The 23,933-nt window shown below is 56.3% G+C and carries 16 protein-coding genes and 1 tRNA gene; 8 read left to right on the top strand and 9 right to left on the bottom strand.

Annotated features, from left to right (window positions below):
* Nucleotides 1-169: 169 nt before the first annotated feature.
* The 6 genes from mmsB to ACKVOS_RS11210 all read right to left on the bottom strand — a co-directional run bounded on the left by mmsB (nt 170) and on the right by ACKVOS_RS11210 (nt 7,840).
* Nucleotides 170-1,039, bottom strand: a complete 870-nt coding sequence (gene mmsB / locus ACKVOS_RS11235; protein ID WP_409212090.1) for a 3-hydroxyisobutyrate dehydrogenase — start codon at nt 1,037-1,039, stop codon at nt 170-172.
* A 5-nt stretch (nt 1,040-1,044) separates the two neighbouring features.
* Complete coding sequence (locus ACKVOS_RS11230; protein ID WP_409212089.1) at nt 1,045-2,541, bottom strand: CoA-acylating methylmalonate-semialdehyde dehydrogenase; 1,497 nt, start codon at nt 2,539-2,541, stop codon at nt 1,045-1,047.
* A gap of 99 nt (nt 2,542-2,640) precedes the next feature.
* On the bottom strand, nt 2,641-3,876 hold the full coding sequence (locus ACKVOS_RS11225) for an alpha/beta fold hydrolase (protein ID WP_409212088.1): 1,236 nt from the start codon (nt 3,874-3,876) through the stop codon (nt 2,641-2,643).
* Nucleotides 3,877-3,960: 84 nt separating this feature from the next.
* Entirely contained in the window at nt 3,961-4,398 is a 438-nt protein-coding gene (locus ACKVOS_RS11220; RefSeq protein WP_409212087.1) for a hotdog fold thioesterase, read from the bottom strand.
* A 44-nt stretch (nt 4,399-4,442) separates the two neighbouring features.
* Nucleotides 4,443-5,474 carry a phytase gene (locus tag ACKVOS_RS11215; protein ID WP_409212086.1) on the bottom strand — a complete coding sequence of 344 codons (1,032 nt, stop codon included), beginning with the start codon at nt 5,472-5,474 and terminating at the stop codon, nt 4,443-4,445.
* Entirely contained in the window at nt 5,474-7,840 is a 2,367-nt protein-coding gene (locus tag ACKVOS_RS11210) for a TonB-dependent receptor plug domain-containing protein (RefSeq protein ID WP_409212085.1), read from the bottom strand. The genes ACKVOS_RS11215 and ACKVOS_RS11210 overlap by 1 nt, the downstream gene beginning before the upstream one ends.
* A 179-nt stretch (nt 7,841-8,019) precedes the next feature.
* On the opposite strand from ACKVOS_RS11210, the gene ACKVOS_RS11205 reads away from it, so the two are divergent.
* Nucleotides 8,020-10,170: an RNA degradosome polyphosphate kinase gene (locus ACKVOS_RS11205; RefSeq protein ID WP_409212084.1), complete on the top strand. Its 2,151-nt coding sequence runs from the start codon at nt 8,020-8,022 to the stop codon at nt 10,168-10,170.
* Nucleotides 10,167-11,633 (top strand): Ppx/GppA family phosphatase, encoded by a 1,467-nt coding sequence (locus tag ACKVOS_RS11200; protein WP_409212083.1) that lies wholly within the window; start codon nt 10,167-10,169, stop codon nt 11,631-11,633. The genes ACKVOS_RS11205 and ACKVOS_RS11200 overlap by 4 nt, the downstream gene beginning before the upstream one ends.
* A 140-nt stretch (nt 11,634-11,773) precedes the next feature.
* Here the strand turns inward: ACKVOS_RS11200 and ACKVOS_RS11195 are convergent, their stop codons facing one another.
* Both ACKVOS_RS11195 and ubiA read right to left on the bottom strand, forming a co-directional pair.
* Complete coding sequence (locus ACKVOS_RS11195; RefSeq protein WP_160352274.1) at nt 11,774-12,793, bottom strand: aldo/keto reductase; 1,020 nt, start codon at nt 12,791-12,793, stop codon at nt 11,774-11,776.
* Nucleotides 12,794-12,802: 9 nt separating this feature from the next.
* Nucleotides 12,803-13,714 (bottom strand): 4-hydroxybenzoate octaprenyltransferase, encoded by a 912-nt coding sequence (gene ubiA / locus ACKVOS_RS11190; protein ID WP_409212082.1) that lies wholly within the window; start codon nt 13,712-13,714, stop codon nt 12,803-12,805.
* Nucleotides 13,715-13,807: 93 nt separating this feature from the next.
* Here ubiA and ACKVOS_RS11185 point away from each other — a divergent pair, with 93 nt between their 5' ends.
* On the top strand, nt 13,808-14,548 hold the full coding sequence (locus ACKVOS_RS11185) for a 16S rRNA (uracil(1498)-N(3))-methyltransferase (protein WP_409212081.1): 741 nt from the start codon (nt 13,808-13,810) through the stop codon (nt 14,546-14,548).
* Between the two features lie 9 nt (nt 14,549-14,557).
* Here ACKVOS_RS11185 and ACKVOS_RS11180 read toward each other — a convergent pair whose 3' ends face one another.
* Entirely contained in the window at nt 14,558-16,423 is a 1,866-nt protein-coding gene (locus ACKVOS_RS11180) for a CshA/CshB family fibrillar adhesin-related protein (RefSeq protein ID WP_409212080.1), read from the bottom strand.
* A 188-nt stretch (nt 16,424-16,611) separates the two neighbouring features.
* On the opposite strand from ACKVOS_RS11180, the gene ACKVOS_RS11175 reads away from it, so the two are divergent.
* The 5 genes from ACKVOS_RS11175 to ACKVOS_RS11155 all read left to right on the top strand — a co-directional run bounded on the left by ACKVOS_RS11175 (nt 16,612) and on the right by ACKVOS_RS11155 (nt 23,918).
* Entirely contained in the window at nt 16,612-18,546 is a 1,935-nt protein-coding gene (locus ACKVOS_RS11175; protein WP_409212079.1) for a proprotein convertase P-domain-containing protein, read from the top strand.
* A 138-nt stretch (nt 18,547-18,684) separates the two neighbouring features.
* Nucleotides 18,685-19,596, top strand: coding sequence for a proprotein convertase P-domain-containing protein (locus ACKVOS_RS11170; RefSeq protein WP_409212078.1), 912 nt, complete (start codon nt 18,685-18,687; stop codon nt 19,594-19,596).
* 49 nt (nt 19,597-19,645) lie between these two features.
* Nucleotides 19,646-21,019, top strand: a complete 1,374-nt coding sequence (locus tag ACKVOS_RS11165; RefSeq protein WP_409212077.1) for a glutamate--cysteine ligase — start codon at nt 19,646-19,648, stop codon at nt 21,017-21,019.
* A gap of 305 nt (nt 21,020-21,324) precedes the next feature.
* On the top strand, nt 21,325-23,676 hold the full coding sequence (locus ACKVOS_RS11160; protein WP_409212076.1) for a TonB-dependent receptor: 2,352 nt from the start codon (nt 21,325-21,327) through the stop codon (nt 23,674-23,676).
* A 166-nt stretch (nt 23,677-23,842) separates the two neighbouring features.
* A tRNA-Trp gene (locus ACKVOS_RS11155) sits at nt 23,843-23,918 on the top strand.
* Nucleotides 23,919-23,933 lie beyond the last annotated feature (15 nt).

Here is a 23,933-nt window from a genome sequence, read left to right as displayed (position 1 = left end):
ACAAACATAATATAACTTGAGACATATATTGCTCGTGGCAAAACTATATCCATAATGGATGTAAATTACGCAAATGCGCGGCGATCAGCGCGGAATATCATAGTTTAAACGGCGAAAAAATGTCGGCGCGACCGATTAACGTCGGTCATTCCGGCGACTTCCTGCAAATTTACAACGTCTTGATAATCGCTGAAAAGTCCATGCCGCCTGCGCCGCCGTCGGCATAGGCTTCGTAAAGTGCGGCGGCTTTTTCGCCCATGGGGACTTCGGCATCGACCGATTGTGCCGCCGCCATCGCCAGTTTCAGGTCTTTCAGCATCAACGCCGTGGCAAAGCCGCCTTGATAGCCATTATCCGCGGGGCTTTGCGGGCCCACGCCGGGGACGGGGCAATAGCTGGTCATCGACCAGTTCTGGCCCGATGCCTTCGACGAAATGTCGTAAAAAGTTTGCAGGTCAAGACCCAACTTCTCCGCGAGTTTGAACGTCTCGCATGTCGCGATCATCGACGCGCCCAGCAGCATATTGTTGCAGATTTTGGCCGCCTGCCCCGCGCCGCTGGTTCCGGCGTGGATAACCGCCTTGCCCATCGCCGCCAGGATCGGTTCAGCCCGAGCAAACGCTTCGTCGGTGCCGCCGACCATGAAGGTCAACGTGCCGCCATTGGCTGCGGCGATTCCGCCCGATACCGGGGCGTCGACCATGGCATAGCCTGCGGCCACGGCTGCGGCCGTCACCTTGCGTGCGGTGTCCACATCAATGGTCGAACAATCGAGAAACACCGCACCTTGCGGCGCATGGCCGATAACATCCGTGCTATATACGGAATCGACAATCGCCCCATTGGGCAGCATCGACACCACCGCGTCCACACCGGCAACCGCGCCTTGCACCGTGTCATAAACAGCGCATTTATTCTCCATCGCCCGGGCAAGCGCCTCGGGCGACAGGTCGAACGCGTTGACCTGATGCCCTGCTTTCACAAGGTTCGCAGCCATCCCGCCGCCCATATTGCCCAATCCGATAAACGCGATTTTCATGGAGCTTACCCCATTGTCGGAATGATGAAGGCGTTGGTGCCGTCTGGCGAACCATCAGGCCAGCGGGCAGTGATTTTCTTGACCTTGGTCCAGAATTTGATGCCTTCCATGCCATATTGGTCAGTGTCGCCAAAGCCCGAGCGTTTCCAGCCGCCGAAGCTGTGATAGGCCACGGGCACGGGGATCGGCACGTTGATGCCCACCATGCCGACATTCACCCGCGCCGCAAATTCGCGCGCGGCGTGGCCGTTGCGTGTGAAGATTGCGACACCATTGCCATATTGGTGCTTGCTGGGCAGCGCGAGTGCCGTTTCAAAATCGGGTGCGCGGACAATTTGCAGAACCGGGCCGAAGATTTCTTCCTTATAGCTTTCCATGTCCGTGGTGACATGGTCGAGCAACGTGGGTCCGACAAAATAGCCTTCTTCATGCCCCTGAAGCGTGAAGCCACGGCCATCGATGACCAGTTCGGAACCTTCATCAATGGCGGTCTGGATCCAGCCTTCGACTTTGGCCTTGTGCTGTGCGGTCACCACCGGGCCATAATGCGCGTCGGCATCGGTCGAGATTCCTACGCGCAGCGCAGCAATCGCCGGGATCAGCTTGGCCTTCAATCGTTCTGCGGTGTCGTCGCCCACAGGTACGACAACAGGTAACGCCATGCAGCGTTCACCGGCTGAACCAAAGGCAGCACCGGTCAGATCGTTGACCACCTGGTCGAGATCGGCGTCGGGCATCACGATGCCGTGGTTCTTCGCGCCGCCCATGGCCTGCACGCGCTTGCCGGCGGCCACGCCGCGATTGTAGACATAATGCGCGATGTCCGAAGAGCCGACAAAGCTGACCGCGCTGATCGCCGGATGGTCGAGGATCGCGTCGACCATTTCCTTGTCGCCATGCACGACCTGGAAAATCCCGGCAGGCATGCCTGCTTCCAAAAAGAGTTCCGCCAGCCGGTTAGGCACGCTGGGGTCACGTTCCGAAGGCTTCAGAATGAAGGCATTGCCGACACTGGTCGCCACCGCGCCCATCCACAGCGGGATCATCGCGGGAAAGTTGAACGGTGTAATCCCGGCGCCAATGCCCAAAGGCTGCCGCATCGAATAAACGTCAATGCCGGGGCCAGCGCCCTGGCTATATTCGCCCTTCATGACATGGGGAAGGCCGCAGCAGAATTCAACAACTTCAAGCCCGCGCTGGATATCGCCCTTGCTGTCGGCAATCACCTTGCCATGTTCGGCGGAGAGCATATGCGCCAGTTCGTCCATATGCTTTTCGATCAGCGATTTGAAATCGAACATCACGCGGGCACGGCGCTGCGGGTTCATGGCGGCCCATGCCGGTTGCGCGGCCTGTGCAGCGGCCACAGCGGCGTCCAGAACATTGCGGTCACCCAATACAACCCGGGCCTGAACTCCGCCATTATTGGGGTCCATGATGTCGGCAAAGCGCGACCCGGGCGAACCAGCGCCACCACTGATGAAATGATCTATTTGCCGCATCTCGACTCTCCTGACAGAATATATTCTCCGCCTTTGGGCCAAACTCATAGTACAGGCAAGAATAGGCTAGCTGAAATATTTCAGCCCGATTGGTAGATTTTAGGTGAAATGCAACCGCCGGTATTTGCCACGGAAATAGAGCAAAGGATCGCGCCTTGGTTCAAAACTGGCCTTTTCAACCTTGCCGACCAGCAGAAAATGGTCGCCTGCTTCATGCAGGTCATTCCGCGTGCATTCGAAAATGCCAAGCGAGCTGGGCAATATCGGTGCACCATATTCGCCCACTTCCCAGCGCGTACCGGCAAAGCGGTCCTCGCCTTTACCCGCGAACAGGTTCGACACGGGCTGTTGCCCTATCTGCAGCACATTGACCGCAAAGCTATCGGCCGATCGCAACGTTTCGGCGCTACCCGCATTGTTCGCGATGCACACCAGCAACAAAGGCGGGTCGAGCGATACGCTGGTGAAGCTGTTGGCGGTCAAGCCTATCGGTTTCCCATCTGCGTCATGCGCGGTAATGATCGTGATGCCGGTGGCAAAACACCCCATTGCGTCGCGCAACGTGCGGGCATCGGAACCTGACCGATATTCCGGAATGAAGCGCGGCTGTTTGCGTTCCAGAAAATCAATCAGCAAGCCGTTAAACGCCTCGGTCCGTTCGGCATTGACCAGCAATCCGCCGCCATCGACATCTATCGCCTCGACATTGGGAAACGCCTCGGCGTAGCCCGATGGTCCGACATTAGCGGTTCCTGCGCCAAGTGCGCCCCGGATGACCAGCACCGGAATATTGATGTGCGGCGCCGCGCCCAACACATGCGCGCCATTTCCGTCCACGCTGAAAATATCCAGCAACCGGGCATCATAGTCGGACTGCGTCAGCCCCTGCCCGATTGCGGCCGACATCGCTTCGGCCGATTCCCGAACCGAATGCGCGTCGCTTTCGGCCGGCGGATCAACCAGAATAAGTCCAGACGCCAATGTAGCTGCATCCTCTGCCAATGCCGCAGTTGCGATCCAGCCGCTATGCATGGCGGCAACGACAACCGGCCGGGTCCGCATCTGGCCCAACACCGCACGCAAATCTTCGACATAGGCGTTAAAATCATAACGGGCGTCGTTCGGCCAGTCGCTGCCGCCATGCCCGCGCAAATCGACATTGATGACATGCCGCCCGGCCTGTTCCAGCCCAACTGCGACATCTTCCCAGATTTTGCGGGTCTGGCCGAAACCATGCAGCAATATGATCGAAGGGTCGTCGGCCGTGCCGATATCATCCGATTCGAGCCGGATGCCTGCAAACCCCTTGAATTCGCGGACGTACCTAATCGTCATATGCGTAAAATCCCATTTCTGTCCAGCGGTGTCATATTGCGTATAGCATCATGTCCCGTCAACGGATAATATAAACACACGGCGCTAGGCCCGTTCGATCGAAATCACCGCCATCGTAATGCGCGAAATGCAGACCAGCTTGCCTGCTTCATCTTCAATCCGAATGGACCAGATCTGCGTTGTCCGCCCCATCGATTCCGCCCGCGCCACCGCATAAACATAGCCGTCCTTAACCGGACGAATATGATTGGCGTTTATCTCCATGCCGACCACGGCAAATTTGCTCTGGTCAATGGTCATCGCCGCGCCGACCGAGCCAATGGTTTCGGCCAGAACAACCGACGCGCCGCCATGCAACCGGCCATAGGGCTGCTTCGTGCGTTCATTGACCGGCATGCGCGTCTTTATCCAGTCATCGCCAAAGTCGATAAATTCGATGCCAACATTGCCCGGCATACAGTTGTCGCCGTTGGCAGTGAGCGCATTCAGATCAAGCGTGTCGTGAAACCAGATTTTTGTCATGCGCTGCAATTACCCCGCAGGCACGCTATTGCAACCCCGTCTTTTCACAGGCCCAGCGCAGCAACCACATCGGCCCAGCTGACCAACTTGAAATTCTGGGTCTGCGGCAGATTGTCGCCATCTTGCGCCACAAAGAGGCCAGCCGGAAAATCCGGTCCAAAATTGCCCAGCATCAATTCAATGCCATCGGTTTCCTGCACGCCGTCGACGATGCCGTTGGTTATGCGGAAGCGCCCGACATAGCTGGCTTGCGGTAATTTATAGACCGCATAGGCATTGTCACCCTGACTGGAAACAATGACATAGCCGCCATCGGTTCCCGAAGGGGCGAGCGCCACGCCTTCGGCATCCATGACAATTTCCTGGCCATCCGCTTTCGCAAGGGCCGTCGCCGTTACCGGGCCATCGGGCGATGCATCAAATTTCCACAGGCCGACATCTTCTTCGGCGACATATAAAATACCGGTGCGGTCATCGGCCACGCATCCTTCGGATTGCGTGCCCAATTTCATGCTGCGGACAACTTTGCCTGTGGGAACCGGGCCGGTCAGGTCCATCGCCACTTGATCGATGCGGCCATCTTTCATCACGACAAAGCCGAACAACGCCTTGTCCGACGCACGTTGCCACAGGCACATGCCATAAGCCTCGCCCGGTCCGACCGCGATGCTGCCCAGTGGCACCAGCCGTTTTGCAACCGTATCCAGCCTGAACATTGCCATCTTTGCATTGGCGATATCCTGCCGGTCGCTTGCCGCGACCAATACGCCGCTCGCCCCGCCCAAGTCCCGCAAATCGGCGTTGTTCAGCCGGGGGGATGGCGCGGAGTGAAGCTTTGCCCCGTTCAGGTCATAGACATGGATCGCCGCCTGCTTGTCGGTCGCAACGATCAGGCTTTCCGCAGGATTGGCCGCATTGTGCCAGATCGCAGGGTCATCGGCGGCATCGTCCATCGACGCAACCGGCTGGGTTTCAACCTTGGCCGAAACGGTCGCCGTTGCCAGAGGACTCATCACCGGCGGCGGCGTGGCGCAACCGGCGATGAGCAATGGCAATGCCCAGATGACCTGACGCATCAGAATGCGTACCGTGCCATAATCTGGAACACAGGCCCTGCTTCTTCGCTTTCCAGTTCGAATTCATCGAAATCCCGGGCCAGCTGTTCATCAATCGTGTTGAATTTGTTGAACACCTCGTCCTTTGATCCATTAAGCAGGTTTGACCCCACCGCACGGATCGTCAATTTGTTGCCAAAACGCTTTTCGATGAAGACTTCCAGATCGGCCCCATAAGTCGTGGTGATTTCTTCGCCCACAATCCGGTCAAACGCGCCGCCCTGTTTGCGATAGGTCGCGCCGAATGCGACGCCAGCCGATGGAATGTCCTGAATGAAGCCCGCATTGTAAACATATTTGGATTGGCCGTTAAAGCGGCGGGCTCCACCGAAATCGGTAATGTCGCTGTCAAGGAACGACACGTTACCGAACACGCCTGTGTCGGGAAGGCCCAGAAAGCCGAGGTCGGTCGACAGGTCAAATTCAATACCATAGACTTCACCATCGCCGGTGTTTCGTGGCTGCAATACAAAAGTGCCCGGCCCTTCCGAACCTTCAACACCGGTATTTGCAACTTCGATCAGGTCTTTGATCTTGCGATAAAACAGGTTGACACCGATCACACCGGTCCGGCCAAGACGCTGTTCATAGCCAAGGTCACCGCCCCATGAAGTTTCGGGACGAAGCGCTGGATTGCCCAACAAGTCATTGTCACCCAATTCCGCCTCAAGCAACGCAGGTGACAGGAAATCAAGGCGCGGGCGACGATTGGTACGTGCCGCCGAAGCCGTGATCCGTCCACCGCTGCCGACCTCGATCTTTACAGAAGCCGAAGGCAACAGGAACGAATAGTCATTTTCCTGAACCGCCGAAGCGGCAGGAACCGTCAGGTCATTGACCGCAAAGTCGGTGGTTTCATACCGCACACCGGCGACCCAGCTTATGCCGCCCGATTTTCCTTCGACTTCCGCGAAAAGGTCGCGCCGGTCTTCTTCGATTGTATTCAGGCTGCCGGGCGTGAATACGGGGGCGCCAAAGGGACGTGCAAATTCTTCGGGGTTACGGCCAAACTGGTCGTAAGCGCGATCAGCTGCTGTCAGGTTAAACCGGTCACGGATGGACAATATGCTGGTGTCGCGATCCTTGTTCTGGGCAAATCCACCGATTGCCAGTTCGATATCCGAACCCAGTTTGAACACATGTTCCAACCCGACCGACAGTTCCTTGTCGACAATATCAACATCCGTCAAATCACCGGTAAAGCGCGGCGTTGACCGGTCAAAGTCAATTTCAAATTCGGTTTCATCCTGCTTGTCAGAAAAGCGTGAATAGCCGACCTTGAGCTTGGTAACACCCGCCGACCATTCCTGCTCCAGCTTTCCGGCAAGGCTGTAGCTTTCCTGTTTGATGCTGTTGAAATTCGCATTGTCGGTCAGCAGGTTTCCGGCAACCGGCGTGGTCCGCACAGGGCCGGTGATCGCGGTGGGATCATCATATTCAAACGACCGCTCATCTTCGATCCGGTCTGTCCGGACATAATAGCCGCTCAGTTCAAAATCCGTGGTTTCACCGTCTATGTCGTAGGTCGCATTGAACGCATAATCGGTCCCATCGCGGGTATCGGTCTGGTCTTCGCGATTGTCGAAATCATCGGTTTCAAAATTCGGATTGTTTTCAGGTGAATCCCCAAAGCGGAAGCTTGTCTTCAGCTTTGGATTATACCGTCCCTGAATATTGCCGCCGATGAGAATACGACCTGGCCCAAGGGCACCGCCGTAAACCAGTCCAAGGCTAGGTTTCACTTCGGCGTCGTCGAAACGCAAAACACCCATGCGGACATAGCCGCCTTCAAGCTGATATCCATCGCGCAGCACGATGTTCAGCGTGCCGGCAACCGCATCGCCGGTGCGGCGCGCCGAAGACGAACGGATGATTTCAACCTGCTTGATCAACTCGGCCGGAATGCGGTCGAGGAAAAAGCTGCGGTCGGCGTTCGAACCGGGAACTTTTTCGCCGTTGATCAATATCTGCGTGTAGCCCGGTTCCAGCCCGCGCAACCGTGCGCCGTCGCTTTCAATCACGTCGGACAGGAACGTAACAGAAGGCACGCGCTTCAGCGCGTCGCCAGCTGTCAAAGGTTCAAAGCGTTGAAAATAGTCGGCATCATAGACCAGCACGGGCTCCGCGGCTTCGCTGCGGTTACGATAGGTGATTTGACCTTGAACCACGATTTCATTCGCAGTCGAAATTTCGTCTTCACGCGCCTGGTCTTCGTCGGCAGGGGCCGCTTGCGCCAAAACGCCCGTTGGCAAAATTGCCAGCAAAGCAGCGCCGCTGAGCATGGATAGCTTGAAGATATTTGTTGATATTTTTGAGCGCTTTTGCATTGGATAGCCCCTATTATGACCAAGAAGATTGAGGGCGCATTAGGCAGGGTGTGTGACATGCTTGCGTTCTATCCATGACATTTTGGTGCCAATAATATTACAATTTGGGTGCATAAATGCCGTAAAAAGGTAATGTTTCCGTGGCACCGCGCAGGAAAGCATATGAAAGGACAAATTTTGTGAACCCCGCCCCAGGTTTAAGCACAATCGAGCAACAGAAAAACCTGGCCGCGAGCCGCTATTTCAATCGCGAGCTTTCCTGGCTGAAGTTTAACGAGCGGGTCCTCGAAGAAGCCGCAAATGCGGCGCATCCACTTTTGGAACGTCTTCGTTTCTTGTCCATTTCGGGCACGAATCTGGATGAATTTTTCATGGTCCGGGTCGCCGGATTGCGGGGGCAGCAGCAACGGCGGATCGAGGAATTGTCCATCGATGGCCGCACCCCGTCGGAACAGCTTTCCGAAACCGTTGCCGCGGCCGATGCGTTGATGGCCCAGCAACAAAAATTGTGGAAGAAACTGATCAAGGAATTGGCCGCCGAAGGCATAAAGGTTGTTGAACCAGCCGCGATCGGCAAAACCCATCAGACCGAAGTCGAACGCTATTTTCGGGAGCAAATTCTCCCCGTGCTGACACCGCAGGCGCTGGACCCCGCCCATCCCTTTCCTTTCATCCCCAATCAGGGCATCAGCCTGATTTTCGATATGCGCCGCAAGGATGACGGCGAAGTCGTGCGGCAATTGGTGATGATACCGTCGTCGCTGCGCCGCTTCGTCCGCCTGCCCGGTGCGGGCACCCGCTTCATTACAATCGAAGACCTTATCCGGCATTTTGTCGGGCAAATGTTCCCCGATTACTTATTGATCGCATCGGGCGCGTTCCGGGTGATCCGCGACAGCGATATTGAAGTGGAAGAAGAGGCCGAAGATCTGGTCCGCTATTTCCGCAGCGCAATCAAAAGACGTCGGCGCGGCAAAATCATCCGGTTGAAACTGGAAAAAGGCTTGCCGCTGGAACTGTCGACATTGATCCGCACCGAATTGGGTGCCGGTTCCTCTCTGGTCGCAGAAACCGTGGGGTTTCTGGGCATCGGGGACTTGGCTCAACTGGTTGATGAAGACCGCCCATCGTTAAAATTCCCGCCCTATTCACCGCGCTTTCCTGAACGCATATTGGAACATGACGGCGATTGTTTTGCCGCCATCCGGCAAAAAGATATTGTCATCCACCACCCTTATGAAAGCTTTGACGTGGTGTTGGCTTTCCTGCAGCAGGCGGCGCTCGATCCTGATGTGGTCGCCATCAAGCAGACCTTGTACCGCGCAGGCAAACAATCAGCCGTTATTCGCGCGCTGTGCGAAGCCGCCGAAGCTGGAAAATCGGTGACGGCTATCGTCGAGCTCAAAGCACGCTTTGATGAAGAGCAGAATCTGCATTGGGCCTCGCAGCTGGAAAATAGCGGGGTTCAGGTCGTCTATGGTTTTGTCGACATGAAGACCCACGCCAAAATCTCGCTTGTCGTCCGCCGCGAAGCCGATGGTTTTCGCACCTATTGCCATCTTGGCACCGGCAATTATCACCCCATCACCGCCAAGATTTATACCGACATCAGCTTCTTCACCGCCGATCCTCGCGTCGGACATGATGCCGGGCAAATTTTCAATTACATCACCGGCTATATCCCGCCCAGCAACCTGAAACTGCTGACCATGAGCCCGCTTGGCTTGCGCGAAAAGGTGATGGCATTGATCGATCAGGAAATCGCCAATGTGCAGGCTGGTAAGCCCGGCGCGGTTTGGGCAAAGCTGAATTCGTTGGTCGACAAGGCAGTTATCGATAAGCTGTATGAAGCGAGCGAAGCCGGGGTTGAAATCGATCTGGTCGTGCGCGGCATTTGCTGTCTGCGTCCCGGCGTCAAGGGCATGTCGTCGCGCATCCGCGTGAAATCCGTTGTCGGGCGCTTTTTGGAACATAGCCGCATCTGGGCGATGGGGAATGGTGCCGATCTTCCCAACCCTAATGCCAAAGTGTTCATTTCGTCCGCCGACTGGATGTCGCGCAATTTTGACCGGCGCGTCGAATATATGCTGCCGATTGAAAACCCGACCGTCCATGACCAGATTCTCGATCAGGTTATGGTTGCAAACCTGCTCGACAATCAGCAAAGCTGGATGTTGCGGTCCGATGGCCGTTATGAAAGGGTCAAGGCAGGCGATATGCCGTTCAATCTGCACCATTATTTCATGACCAACGCCTCGCTTTCCGGGCGCGGCGGCGCATTGGCCGATGACAAAAAGATACCGACACTGAACCTTGTCCGGCGGAGATGAAATCGGTCCGTCAGGCCGTAATCGATATCGGCTCAAATACTATTCGTCTTGTGGTCTACGCCGGCTTGCCGCGCGCACCGATGCCGATTTACAATGAAAAAAGTCGTGTAGCCTTGGGCGCATGCCTTGCCGGAAACGGCGTTATCAGTCCCGCAACGATGAAAAAGGCGCTGGCCGCCTTGGCACGGTTTGAAACGCTTGCGCGGTCGATGAAAGTCGACACATTGCGTGTAGTAGCGACCGCTGCGACGCGCGAGGCAAAGAACGGGGCGCAACTGGTCGAACGGGCGGCGGCACTGGGCATTCGCGTAGACGTGCTCGATGGTGAGACCGAGGCAACGGCGGCTGGTCTTGGCGTCATCAGCGATAACCCGCATGCCAATGGCTATGTCGGCGACCTTGGCGGGGGCAGCCTCGAACTGATCCGCGTGGCCGATGGCCGACTGGGGGACCGGATATCATTACCGCTTGGTACGTTGCGCCATGCGGTGCTGAAAGGTAAAACCACCAAACAGATCACCCAGATGTTACGCGACGATATTGCAGCATTAAAGGGTGTTGACGGCTTTCCCATCGAAACCGGCTTGCCATTTTATATGATCGGCGGATCATGGCGGTCGTTTGCGCGACTGCATATGCATGACATCGGCTATCCGCTCACGATCCTGTCCAATTATCAAATGCCTCCCGATGCGGCGACACGGTTGATGCCGCTGGTCAATGATGCCGCTGCATTGGCACAAACAAAGGTTCTGGCATCGGCGCGGATCGCAGCATTGCCGGGCGCGACCGCTCTTTTGGCGGGTGTCGTCCGCTTGCTTGATCCGAAAGAACTTGTGACCAGTATCTATGGACTGCGCGAAGGACTTTTGTTCGACCAGCTGTCTGACGCCGAGCGCCGCGAAGACCCTTTAATTGCCGCGACCCGCTTTGAAGGCGAGCGCCTTGCCCGTTTCCCGTTCCACGGCGATGCACTCGCCGATTGGATTGCGCCGGTTTTCGCAGGACAAAGCGACGGTGACTCCCGATTATGCCGCGCTGCGTGCCTGTTGTCCGACAGCGTTTGGAACGTAAATCCGGAATATCGTGCCGACCATGCTTTGGACCTTGCCCTGGACGGAAGCTGGCCGGGTGTGGTGGCAGGTGACCGGGCAATCATCGCCGCGGCGTTGTGGACAGTTCACGCCGGCAAGCGGACTTTGCCCGAAATGCTCTCGAATTTGGCCAAGCCCGGTGCATTGGCTCAGGCTGTTGTCTGGGGCCTCGCGATCCGCCTGGCCCAACGGCTTGACGGCGGCACAGGCGGTGCACTGGCTGACAGCCGGATCGAGGGGGATGACAATATCCTGCGTTTACGGCTGAACGGTCAGGCCGTTCGGTTACAATCCAATTCGGTTCAACGGCGATTGCAGGCGCTGGCAGAAGCCCTGGGCTATGGTCGGTCGGAAATTGTTACGGATTGAAATTTCACGGACGGGCTGGCCTTTTTTCGTCAAAAGGAAAAAGAAAAAGAAGGAATAAGGCACACAGTTGCCCGGAATGAGATTCCACTCTTCTTCCTTATTTCCTTTTTCCTTCTGACGAAAATATTCCCTCAGATCCATCACCCCATCGGGTACAGAATTTCTTTCGTAACCTTATGCACCGCCGACATCACTTCCTTGCTCAGCTTCAGGTCAATCGCGGCAAAAATCTCGTCCAATTGGTCTTCGCGGCTGACGCCGACGATGGTCGATGCCACAAAGTCATTCTGTTTTGACCAAGCGGTTGCCAGCGTGATCGGCGACATGCCGGCCTCTTTCGCAATGGCGACAATCCGCGCCGTCGATTCCAGCGCCCTTGGCCCTGCAAACCGTTGTGCCATTTCAAACTGGCGTTCCCCCTGCATTTCCAGATATCGGGAAAAACGCGCGCCTTCTGGCCGCTGGTTGTCGAGATATTTGCCCGACAGCACGCCGCCACCCAAGGGGGAATAGGGCAGCAACGACACGCCTTCCTGACGGCAGACCTGCTTCAGTTCATCTTCGAAACGGCGGTTGTTGATCGAATAATTATTCTGGATCGTATGGTAACGCGCCGTGCCCAGCCGTTCCGACGTCGCAAGCGACTTCATCAGGCCATAGCTGGTTTCATTCGAGCAGCCCAGCACGCGCACTTTTCCGGCGCGCACCAGTTCATCCAGCGTTTCCATGGTCTCGTCATAGGCGGTGTCATGGTCGGGCCAATGGGTTTGGTAGAGGTCGATATAGTCGGTCTGCAACCGGCGCAGGCTGTCTTCGACCGCGACGGTAATATTATGCCGGTCCAGCGCCGTCATGCCGCCGCGCTTGGGGGACTTGAACCACACATGGCTGGGGCCGGACACCTTTGTCGCCATGATGATCGCATCGCGGTTCTTGCCCTTCATCCAGCGCCCGACAATTTCCTCGGTCCGGCCGACCCATTTGATGTCGGGTGGAACAGGATAACCCTCTGCCGTGTCGAAGAAGTTGATCCCGGCATCGAGGCATTTGTCCAAGATGCGATGCGCCTCCGCCTCTTCGGTTTGCGATCCGAAGGTCATTGTTCCCATGCAAATGTCGGAAACAACAACGGCGCTTTTTCCAAGACGGCGATGTTCCATATTACTCTCCTAAAATGTCCCTGCAGCCCCGACGACCAGAAAGGCCAGGGCCGCCAACAGCCCCGCCATCCGGTTGGACCGGAAATGGCCAAGCGCATTGCTGCCATCACGTTTGAGCGAGAAAAGCTGAAGCATCAAGTGAATAGCAACGGGCACCAGCGCGACGAGCGCCTGCTTTTCGGGGCGGATGCTCCAGATCGCCATGCCCCAGCCTGCAATCGCCAACGCATAGAAGACCGCCACGCCGCTGCGGATATAACCGCCCAACCGCAAGGCGCTCGACTTGATGCCGACCAGCGCGTCATCTTCGCGATCCTGCATGGCATAGATGGTGTCGTAGCCAATGACCCAGAAAATGGTGCCCGCATAGAGCCACAGCATCGTCGCATCGATCTGGCCTGTAATCGCGACCCATCCGACCGGCGCGCCCCAACTGAACACCAGTCCGAGCCAGAGTTGCGGCCACCAGGTGATACGTTTCATGAAGGGATAGGCCGCAACGAGCCCAAGGCTGGCCAGGGAAACCAGTTGCGCCTCCCACCGCAGTTGCATGAGCACGGCGAGACCGACGAGGCACAGGGTCAGCAGCCACGCCCACGCCGCCTTCACACTGACCGCGCCGCTTGGCAAAGGCCGCAGCGCGGTGCGCGCGACCTGCGCGTCGAGGTCGCGGTCGACGATGTCGTTATACACGCACCCGGCGCCGCGCATCGCAATGGCGCCGAGCAGCATCCACAGCGCCAGATCCCATTGCGCAATCAGTCCGCCCGACAGCGCCAGTCCATAAACGCAAGGCCAATAGAGCAGCCACCAGCCAATCGGCCGGTCAAAACGGGCGAGCAGGGCAAAGGCGCGGAGCCTTGGAGGCAACAGGCCCATGAAGCCGCTATATTCACTGTCCGGAACCGTTTGAATCGCCATGATGACGCTCTGCACAAAAATCCGCCCGTCGTCACGCCGAACTTGTTCCAAAAGCAGGATGACGCGCGGTCTATTTGGGGTTAGGGAACCGTCATGCCCGCAACCCCCGCCTGGCCTCCAAAATCCACGCCCCGTCTGTTTGTCGAACAGGCGCTGGCCGAGGGGCAGGATGTTGCCGTATCCGGTGGCGCGGCGCATTATCTGATCGGGGTCATGCGGCTGAAAGTGGACGCGCCCGTTGTCCTGTTCGATGATCAAACCGGCGAATATCTCGCCCATGTGGCGAGCGCGGGGAAGCGCGACCTGACCCTGCACGTGGCGCACCTTTTGCGCCCGCGCGAGGCGGTGCCGGATATCTGGTTGTGTCAGGCGCTGGTCAAAAAGGACCGTTTTGACTGGATCGCGGAGAAAGCCTGCGAATTGGGCGCGGCGCGCTTTGTCCCCTTGCTGACGGCGCGATGCGTCGTGGACAAGGTCAAGGAAGACAGGCTGCGCGCGCATATGATCGAGGCTGCCGAACAGTGCGAGCGGACGGCCTTGCCGGAGATTGCGCCGCTGGCAAAACTCGATGCCCTGCTGCGCGACTGGCCGGCGGAACGCGCGCTCTATTTCTGTGACGAACGCGGGGGCGTACCGTTCGGATCGGCTATCAAGACCGGACCAGCCGCGCTGCTGATCGGGCCGGAGGGCGGCTTTACCGATGCGGAGAATAGCGCCATTCGCGCGCATCCGGCGGCGGTGGCCGTGTCCCTTGGCCCGCGGATATTGCGCGCCGATACGGCGGCGGTGGCGGCGCTATCGGTCTGGATGGCGGCGCAGGGCGACTGGGGTTAGGATCCAAGCCTAATTCAAGCGCCCGACAAAAGAGATCGAAAAACTTGAAGGTCCGGATGCATTTGCATTTTGCATGGTTCCTGTTGGCGCGAACCGGAACGCGAGAATAGCAGGATTTAATCCGCTGACCAGCGAAGCGGTGAACGGCGCGCTGCCCGTATTAGAATAGGTGACCATCGTTGCCTGATTAAACGTGTTCAATCCGCTGGCGCGCGGGCCATTGGTGAATGTAAACGGCGTCGATGCATCCAGCGTGAAGTTCGCCGGGAAAGCATCGACGATGACGATGCTGTTTGCGTCCACCGCGAGATTTCCGGTATTCTGGACCGTGATTGTATAACGCACCATAGCACCCGGAATAGATTTGGGGTTGGACCCGCTGACACCATCTGACAGCACCGTCGAGGTTTTCGATACGATCAACGTTGCGTTGCCAGCGAGCCGCGTATTGGTCAGCGTGCAACTGATAACGTCGCCCAAAACAGGCGTAATGCTTGCCGGCACGGATGTCGGAAAACTTGTGGTAACGCCGTTTGTGGCGTTGGTGCAGGCTAGGTTCGCGCTATATTGTGACAGGCTGCCCGGTCCCGACATGATTTCATCAAGCGTATAGGATGTACCGGCCGCTACTTGCACCAAAGCGGTATTGCCACCCGTAACTGTCGTGCCGGTTCCCGCAGTGGTTGCCGACGCAACCACCATTGTTCCTTGATTTATCCGCACCGTAAACTGGTCACTGCTAAACCTGCGGCCACCGGTACCGAGCGCCTTGGTCAAACGAATATGTGGATAGGCCGCGTTGTTGAATACACAAATCACGGCATCGCCGAACTGCAAGGCACCGAAATTGTAACTTGTGGCCAGCACGTTATTGGGCAACGGCGTTGTCGAGCTTGTCGTGGTATTTGTGCAGCTAAGACGGCTTTCATATTTGGCGAGCGCACTGACACTGCCCGGCGCCATCGTCTCCGACAACGTCAACGGAATGCCGGATGCCAAAGACAAGGGCGTCGCCGCAAACGGGCCATTGCCGGTGCCGTTTGTCGTTCCCGATGCGAGCGCCGTTCCGGTGGCTGTCGCGCGAATATTGAAGTTGAATTGGTCAGCGGGGTCTATCCGTGCCCCCGTTATAGATTTTCGCAAGCGTATCGACGCAAAGCGAACCGCGAACATCGCGCCCTGCAAACCGCCCGCCGTCATATTTGTGGTGACCGTCGTCGGACTGTTCGATCCAACAATATATCCGCCAACGGTTCCCGCCACACCCGTTTCTGTAAATGTCGATGTACCGGTACCCGTGATTGTCGGATATGTGTTTCCACTGATTGGATTAACCTGATCCAATATCTGCCAACCTGATCCATTGGTTACAAATTGCAGATTTTCCCCATTATTTGAGGATTCGGCATCGGCGGCCACAAAAGAATAGGCTGTGACTGCAGGTGCACCGGGCGGGGGCGTTATGGTTATTCCGGAAAAGGTGATCGATTTGGTTCCGGCCGATGCGGTGTAGAGCACTGGCCGCCCGGGAATGCCCAGAAACGCGGTATTGCCAACCGCTGCGCCCGTCCATGACGGGGCCGCGATGGCGTTGAACGCAGCTGCAGCGGACGGCGTTACCCGCATATTGAACGACAAGGTTGAACCGTCGCTCAGGTTGAACGAGAAATTCTGCCCTGCGCCCGAACGCGCCGTTGCGTCATTATAGGCCGAAAAATCCAACCAACAGTAAGTTTCCCACCCTTGCGGTGCGGTCCCCTGCGATGTTGCCGACGCGCACGACTGGGCTTGGGCCGACGTCGATCCCAACCCGATGAACAGGGCGAATATCATCGCCAATAAAAGCCGAAGCCGTTTGATTGATAGTCTATGCAATGGCGGTCCTGGTCGTAACGCGTCCAAGCATGTTTACCGCGATGAGGTTAACGTTCGGTAATAGTGTTAACCCTCACGCAAAATTTATAGAATTTTACAAATTAGAAGCGCGCAATTCTGCTGCTATTTATTATTAATTAAGCCCTTTCAATTACCCGTTTTGCGATAACTTTCGGACCAAAACGAAATTGAAAATTGAGTCGCTTCCTTGTGCCAAAGCAACTTTGTTGCGGATCGTCGCCACGTTGGTGATGATGATCTTTATGACGTGTTCGTTGCCAACATCGGCTTTTGCCCAGACGGTAAATCAGTACAGCAACACCACATCGGGCAACATCGTCGATTCCACCAATTGCGCGACAACCGTAACGCGAACATTCAACGTCGGGACCAGCTTTACGCTGTCCGATGTCAATTTTGGCGTGTTGCTGAGCCACACCTATCGGTCCGATCTTCGCATTACGTTGACGTCACCGGCGGGAACGACGGTCCAAATAATGACCAATGTGGGCGGGGCGGCGAACAACCTTAACGTCCTGTATGACGATGAAGCGGCCGCCGCGATCAGCAGCCATAGCGTTGATGATACCGCAGGATCAGCCCCGCCTTACCAACGCACATTTCGTCCGACGTCGGTGTTGAGCTCGTTTGACGGGCAAAATGCGCTCGGTACTTGGACGATGGTGATATGCGATTCGGTCGGCGCGGATGTCGGTACTTTTTCGCGTGCGGATCTTTATTTAACCCAGGCGCCCGCCAGCTATGCCGATTTGTCGCTCACTAAAACGGTCAGCAACGCAACACCGGCCAGCGGCAATGCCATTTCGTACACATTATCCGTTACCAATTCGGCCAGTTCAACTTCGTCCGCCTCTGGTGTAACAGTCCGCGATATTTTGCCGATGGGCGTGGCTTTTGTCAGCGCAACGGGATTTGGCAGTTACGACAGTGCAACCGGGATATGGACCGTTGGCAGCATTCCGGTCGGCACGACCCGAACGCTGACGATCAATGTGACAATCACCGCCGGTCTTGGCACCACGATCCAGAATGATGCGGAGATCAACGCGTCTTCGATCATCGATCTTGATTCCACACCGGGCAATAATTCCACGAATGAAGATGACGACGCCGCCGTCAGCTTTACCACGACCGGAACCCGAACCGCCGGAACACCGCCCATATTATTCTGTCCAAACGGCACTACATTGCTGGACTGGAACGCACAAAGTTGGACCAGCGGGAGCGCGACCGGAACCGCCAATGTGGCCAATATCGGAACGATCGGGTTTAACGTCACAACGCAGGGCGTTTTTTCGGTTCCGCTGCAATTGAATGCCACGATCACCGGCGGCACCACGGGCCAGAATTCATTATACCAGAATGTGCAATATTCGACCAAAACGCAAACCACCACTACTGTCGTTACGTTGCCTACTGCTGTCCCCGGCACCCAGTTTACGATCTTTGACGTCGATTATGCGGCGAATGATTTTGCCGACAAAATGACAATTATCGGGAGCTTCAACGGATCAACGGTCACACCTACCTTGACCAATGGCATCACCAACTATGTGTTTGGAAATGTCGCCATAGGGGACGTTACCGCCAGCGACACGACCAACCAGGGCACGGTCATTGCAACATTTGCATCGCCCGTCGATACCATCACGATAATCTATGGCAACCACACAACCGCGCCAGCCGACCCCGATGGTCAGGCAATTGCCATCAATGATTTCACATTTTGCAACCCGCAAACCACGTTGAACGTAACAAAGTTGAGCAGTGTCTTAAGCGACGGTGTCAGCGGCAGCAATCCCAAAGCCTTGCCCGGCGCCATCGTGCGCTATTGCATCCTGTTGTCAAACTCCGGCAGCGCAACCAGCAGCAATGTTGTTGCAACCGACAGCATTCCGGCAAATGTTACGTTCGTTCCCGGCAGCATGCTGACGGGATCAACTTGTGCGGGTGCAACAAATGCGGAAGATGATGATAATGCGGGCGCGGATGAAAATGATCCGTTCGGAATGGACTTTGCCGGTTCTACCGTAACCGGTCGGGCGGCATCGCTTGGGCCTGCGGCAAGTTTTGCGATGGTGTTCAACGCCACCGTTAATTGAGGCAGGCAAAATGCGTGCCTTTACGCGACAGGTTGCGCCTTTCCTTCGCCAAAAGACCATCAAAAAAAGTCGTGGAAATAGGTGTCATTAGTCTGCTAGACTATATCTATGGTTATATTCCGGGTTCGATTACGTCAAATGCAACGCGCGGCTTTCGGCGTGCTGTGCGCTGCGATATTATATTGCGGCTTTGCGGTCAGCCCCGGCTTCGCGCAAACCGTTATTACTTACGAAAACACAGTAAATGCCCCCATTACCGATGCAGGTACAAGCTGTAATCTGGCATTGACGCGCACTTTTTTCGTTCCCGAAGTTTATACCATTGCCGACATAAATGTCGGCGTTTTGCTGTCGCATACGCGCCGCAATAATCTTGTAATTTCACTGACGTCGCCCGCTGGCACGACCGTTACATTGTTCCGCAACACCGGTGGAACGCGCAGCAATTTGAACGTGTTGCTTGATAGCGCCTTTACGACATCGATAAACACCCACACGACGGCCAATGATACCGCCAATAACGCCCTTGTGGTGCCGCCCTATCAGCGCAATTTCTTTCCCTTACAAAATCTCAGCGCATTCAACGGACAGAATGCGAACGGCACATGGACCCTGACAATTTGTGACAACGTCACAGGGAATTCAGGAACTTTTTTCCATGCAAACCTGTTCATCACGCCCCTGCGGGCAACCTTGAGCGTATCGAAAGCCAGCTCGGTACTGTTTGACGGATTGAGCGGCATCAATCCCAAATCCTTGCCGGGCGCACGCGTGCGTTATTGCATTACCATAACCAACGATGGTCCGGGACTAGTCACAGCGATCGTGGGAACGGACGCCATTCCGGCGAATACCGTCTACGTCCCCAATTCCCTGCGTTCCGGCGTAACCTGTACCAGCACACTGACCCCTGAAGATGACGACGCATCGGGCGCCGATGAAACCGACCCGCACGGAGCATCGTTTTTGGGGTCCTCAATAATTGTATCTGCAACATCCATGCCCAACGCCGACAGTTTTGCCGTTGCATTTTTGGTCACGCTAAACTGACCGTATGAAATTGCTGGCATTCGTGCCGCGACATTTCTAAACCCGCGCCATGAGCACTAAAACAGTTTCGAATCGCAACGAACCTATCATCGAGAACCGCGATCAACTGGTTGCGGCGATCGCAAAGGGTGAAAAGCCCAAGGACCGTTGGCGGATAGGCACCGAGCACGAGAAATTCGTATATTGCCGCAAAAATTTCAGTGCGCCTTCTTATGACGAACCCGGCGGCATTCGCGATCTGTTGATGGCGCTGACTGAATTCGGCTGGACTCCCGTCATGGAGGGCGAAAATGTTATCGCGCTGAGCGGCCCTGACGGCGCCGTCAGCCTGGAACCCGCGGGTCAATTGGAATTGTCGGGCGCTCCGCTTGAAAATCTGCACCAGACGTGCGCCGAAACCGGACGACATCTCAAACAGGTCAAGGCCATTGGCGAAAAAACCGGCAAGGGCTTTTTGGGCATGGGATTGTGGCCCGACAAAACCCGCGCAGAATTGCCGATTATGCCCAAGGGCCGTTATGAAATCATGCTGCGCCATATGCCGCGTGTGGGGGACATGGGCCTCGACATGATGTTGCGGACTTGCACCATACAGGTCAATCTCGACTTTTCGAGCGAAGCCGACATGGCGCACAAATTCCGTACCTCTTTGGCGCTCCAGCCGCTGGCCACCGCCTTGTTCGCCAACTCCCCATTTCTGGAAGGTAAGCCCAACGGGTTCCTATCCTATCGCAGCCATATCTGGTCAGACACTGACCCGCATCGCACCGGGATGCTGCCCTTCGTTTTCGACGACAGCTTTGGCTATGAACGTTATGTCGACTATATGCTGAATGTACCGATGTATTTCGTGTACCGCGACGGCAAATATATCGATGCATCAGGCCTCGATTTCAAAGATTTCCTGAAAGGCGAACTGGCTGTTCTACCGGGTGAAAAGCCGACGGTTTCCGATTGGGAAGACCATATGTCGACGGCTTTTCCCGAGGTCCGGTTGAAAAGCTTCCTGGAAATGCGCGGTGCCGACGGCGGCCCGTGGAACCGTATCTGTGCGCTGCCCGCCTTCTGGGTCGGCCTGCTGTACGATCAAGGTGCGCTCGACGCCGCCTGGGATGAGGTCAAACATTGGACGATGGACGAACGCGAAGCCCTGCGCTCTGCTGTTCCCGCGCAGGGTCTGAACGCCGCGCTTCCCGGTGGCGGCAAACTGCTCGATTTGGCCGGGCGCATTCTCGACATTTCTTCTGCCGGCCTTGCCGCACGCAATTGCCTGAACAGCAGCGGTGACAATGAAACCGGATATCTCGACCCGCTGCGCGAAATTGTACAATCGGGCAAGACCATGTCGGAACAGTTGCTGGACCGCTATCACGGCGAGTGGGGCGGCGATATCCGCCGGATTTATGATGAAATGAGCTTTTAGGGTTAGGACCTAAGACCGAAACTCTAAAACACCGTCACCCTGAACTTGTTTCAGGGTCTTAGTTCGCGACGTTGAAAAATAAGACCCTGAAACAAGTTCAGGGTGACGGATGGGAAAGAGAAGGCGATTCCCGAGCTCCCCCATCCTGTCACAACGTTTCGGTGCAAAACTGCCACAGGCGACACAAAAACGTCACAGAATTGCAAAGCGGTGTTGACCCGTTTGCCGGGAAGAATGATGGCGGCGATAACGGGACCAGAAGTGCCCCGATTCTCTATCGACCTACTGACAATCAGGGAGTTTCCATGCGTACTTTCCGTTCAACACTAGCATCGGGCGTTGCCATCGCAATAGCATCGACCAGTTTCCTTATCGCGCCTGCTTATGGTCAGGAAGAAGCCGCAGAAGAAGCCGGACTTGGCGAAATCGTCGTCACGGCGCAGCGCCGCGAAGAAAATTTGCAGGATGTTCCCTTGTCGGTCACGGCAGTCAGCGGTGACAAGCTGGACGCCATATCGGCGGGCGGCGTGGACATCCGCGGAATCTCGGGTCGTGTGCCCAGCCTTCTGGTGGAATCGTCGTTCGGACGCACCTTCCCGCGTTTCTACATTCGCGGCCTTGGCAACACCGACTTTGATTTCAACGCATCGCAGCCGGTCAGCCTGGTCTATGACGATGTCGTCCTTGAAAACCCGATCCTCAAAGGCTTTCCGATTTTCGATCTGGAGCGCGTCGAAGTTTTACGTGGTCCGCAAGGCACCCTATTTGGTCGCAACACCCCTGCCGGTATTGTGAAATTTGATAGCGTGAAGCCAAGCGACATCGCTGGCGGCTATGGCAAAATCTCATATGGCCGGTTCAACGCGATCAACGCGCAAGGCGCTGTTGGCGGCCCGCTGGGTGAAAAAGTCAGCGTGCGCCTGTCGGGCATGTATCAGCGTCAGGATGATTATGTCGACAATGTCCTGCCATCGGGCACCACCAAGGACGCATTCGAAGGTTATAAAGAATATGCCGCTCGTCTGCAGTTCCTGATCAAGCCGAGCGATGATCTCGACATTCTGTTGACTGGTCAGTTCCGGTCATTGGACGGCACCGCGCGCCTGTTTCGCGCCAATGTTTTCACCAAAGGCCAGCGTGGGCTGAACAGCAATTTTAACCGCTACAGCGTTTCCACCGATGGACAGAATGAACAATCCGTCAAAACCCAGAACGCGTCAGCACGGATTACCTATGATGCAGGTCCGGTTTCCTTGATTTCGGTCACCAGCATTTGGGATGGCACGAGCAGTTCGGTTGGCGACGTCGATGGCGGCTTTGGGGCGGCTTTTCTGCCACCTGCATTGACCGGCCCGGGTCTAATCCCCTTCACTGCCGAAACGCGTGACAGCGTTCCCAAGCTTCAACAGTTCACCCAGGAATTCCGTATCGCCAGCAACGGTGACGGTCCATTGAGCTATCAGGCAGGCGTGTTCTACTTCGATGAAACGCTGGAAATCGTATCGGACAATTTTTCAACTTTGGGCGATTTTGTCGGTGGCGTTGGCCTGTTTACCCCTGCGGGCGGCGTCAACATCATTGCCAGCCAGCGTCAGGAGAGCAAGGCCTGGGGCGTGTTCGGATCGGCAACATTTGCTGTAACCGATGCGCTGAAACTGACCGGCGGCATTCGGTACAATGACGACAAGCGCGATTTCACCGCATCACGTGATTTCGATTCGTTCCCGTTTGATAGCTTCCTCGCCCCACCGCTCCTCGGCACGGTCACGCGCAAGACCAAGGATGACAACATCACTTGGGATGTCAGTGCAAATTATGCAGCGACAGACGATATCAATCTTTATGCACGGGTTGCCCGTGGCTATCGCGCGCCATCGATCCAGGGACGCTTGCTGTTCCCGCCTTCGACAGCGACACCACTTGAAGATGGCGTAACCGTCGGCGATTCCGAAACGATCACATCCTACGAAGCCGGGATCAAATCCGATCTGCTGGACGGCCGTGCACGGTTCAACCTCAACGGCTTTTATTATGAGCTGAAAGACGCGCAATTAACCGCTGTTGGCGGCGGCGTGAATGCCAATCGCCTGCTCAACGCGGACAAGGTACGCGGCTATGGCTTTGAGGCGGAGGTCGAGTTCAAGCCTATATCTGCGCTGCTGCTGACCGCTGGCATTAGCTACAACAACACCAGCATCCGCGATGCAGGCCTGACGACAGCTGCTTGCGGCGCACAGTTGGGCGGGGTTGATCCTTCGATCTGCACGATCCTTGACCCGATCGTAACGCCAGCCGGCGCAGGGCCAGCCATCGTCAACATCAACGGCAACAGCCTGCCGCAAAGCCCCGAGTGGATTGCAAACTGGACAGCCCGTTACAGCATCCCTGTCGGCAGCGGCGAAGTCTATGCCTATACCGACTGGGCATATCGGTCGAAGATCAACTTCTTCCTGTATGAATCGGTTGAATTCCAGGACAAGAGCATGCTCGAAGGCGGCCTTCGCGTCGGCTATAAAACCGACAAATATGACTTTGCCGCGTTTGTCCGCAACATCACCAAGGATACATCTGCGGTGGGCGGCATCGACTTCAACAACCTGACCGGCTTCGTCAACGAACCGCGCATCTGGGGCGTTGAAGCCGCGTTCAAGTTCTGATCGGAGGTTGGGGACAGTCCCTGAAGGGACAGTCCCCGCAGGACGGCTATGGGGACAGTCCCTTCAGGGACTGTCCCCAACACATGGGCCGCAAGCGCTACATTGATACTTGCCCCGCCACGCCAACAGCGTTAAAGGCGCATCTCTTCGCGGAAACGTGAAGTGCAGGAGTTTAGCTCAGTTGGTAGAGCATCGGTCTCCAAAACCGAGGGTCGTGGGTTCGAGTCCCCCAACTCCTGCCATTTTCTTTTATCAAT

The organism is Sphingorhabdus sp. (assembly GCF_046154385.1).
Lineage (GTDB): Bacteria > Pseudomonadota > Alphaproteobacteria > Sphingomonadales > Sphingomonadaceae > Sphingorhabdus_B.
Note: the sequence above shows the minus strand (reverse complement) of the source record. Positions and strands in the feature narration are given on the sequence as shown.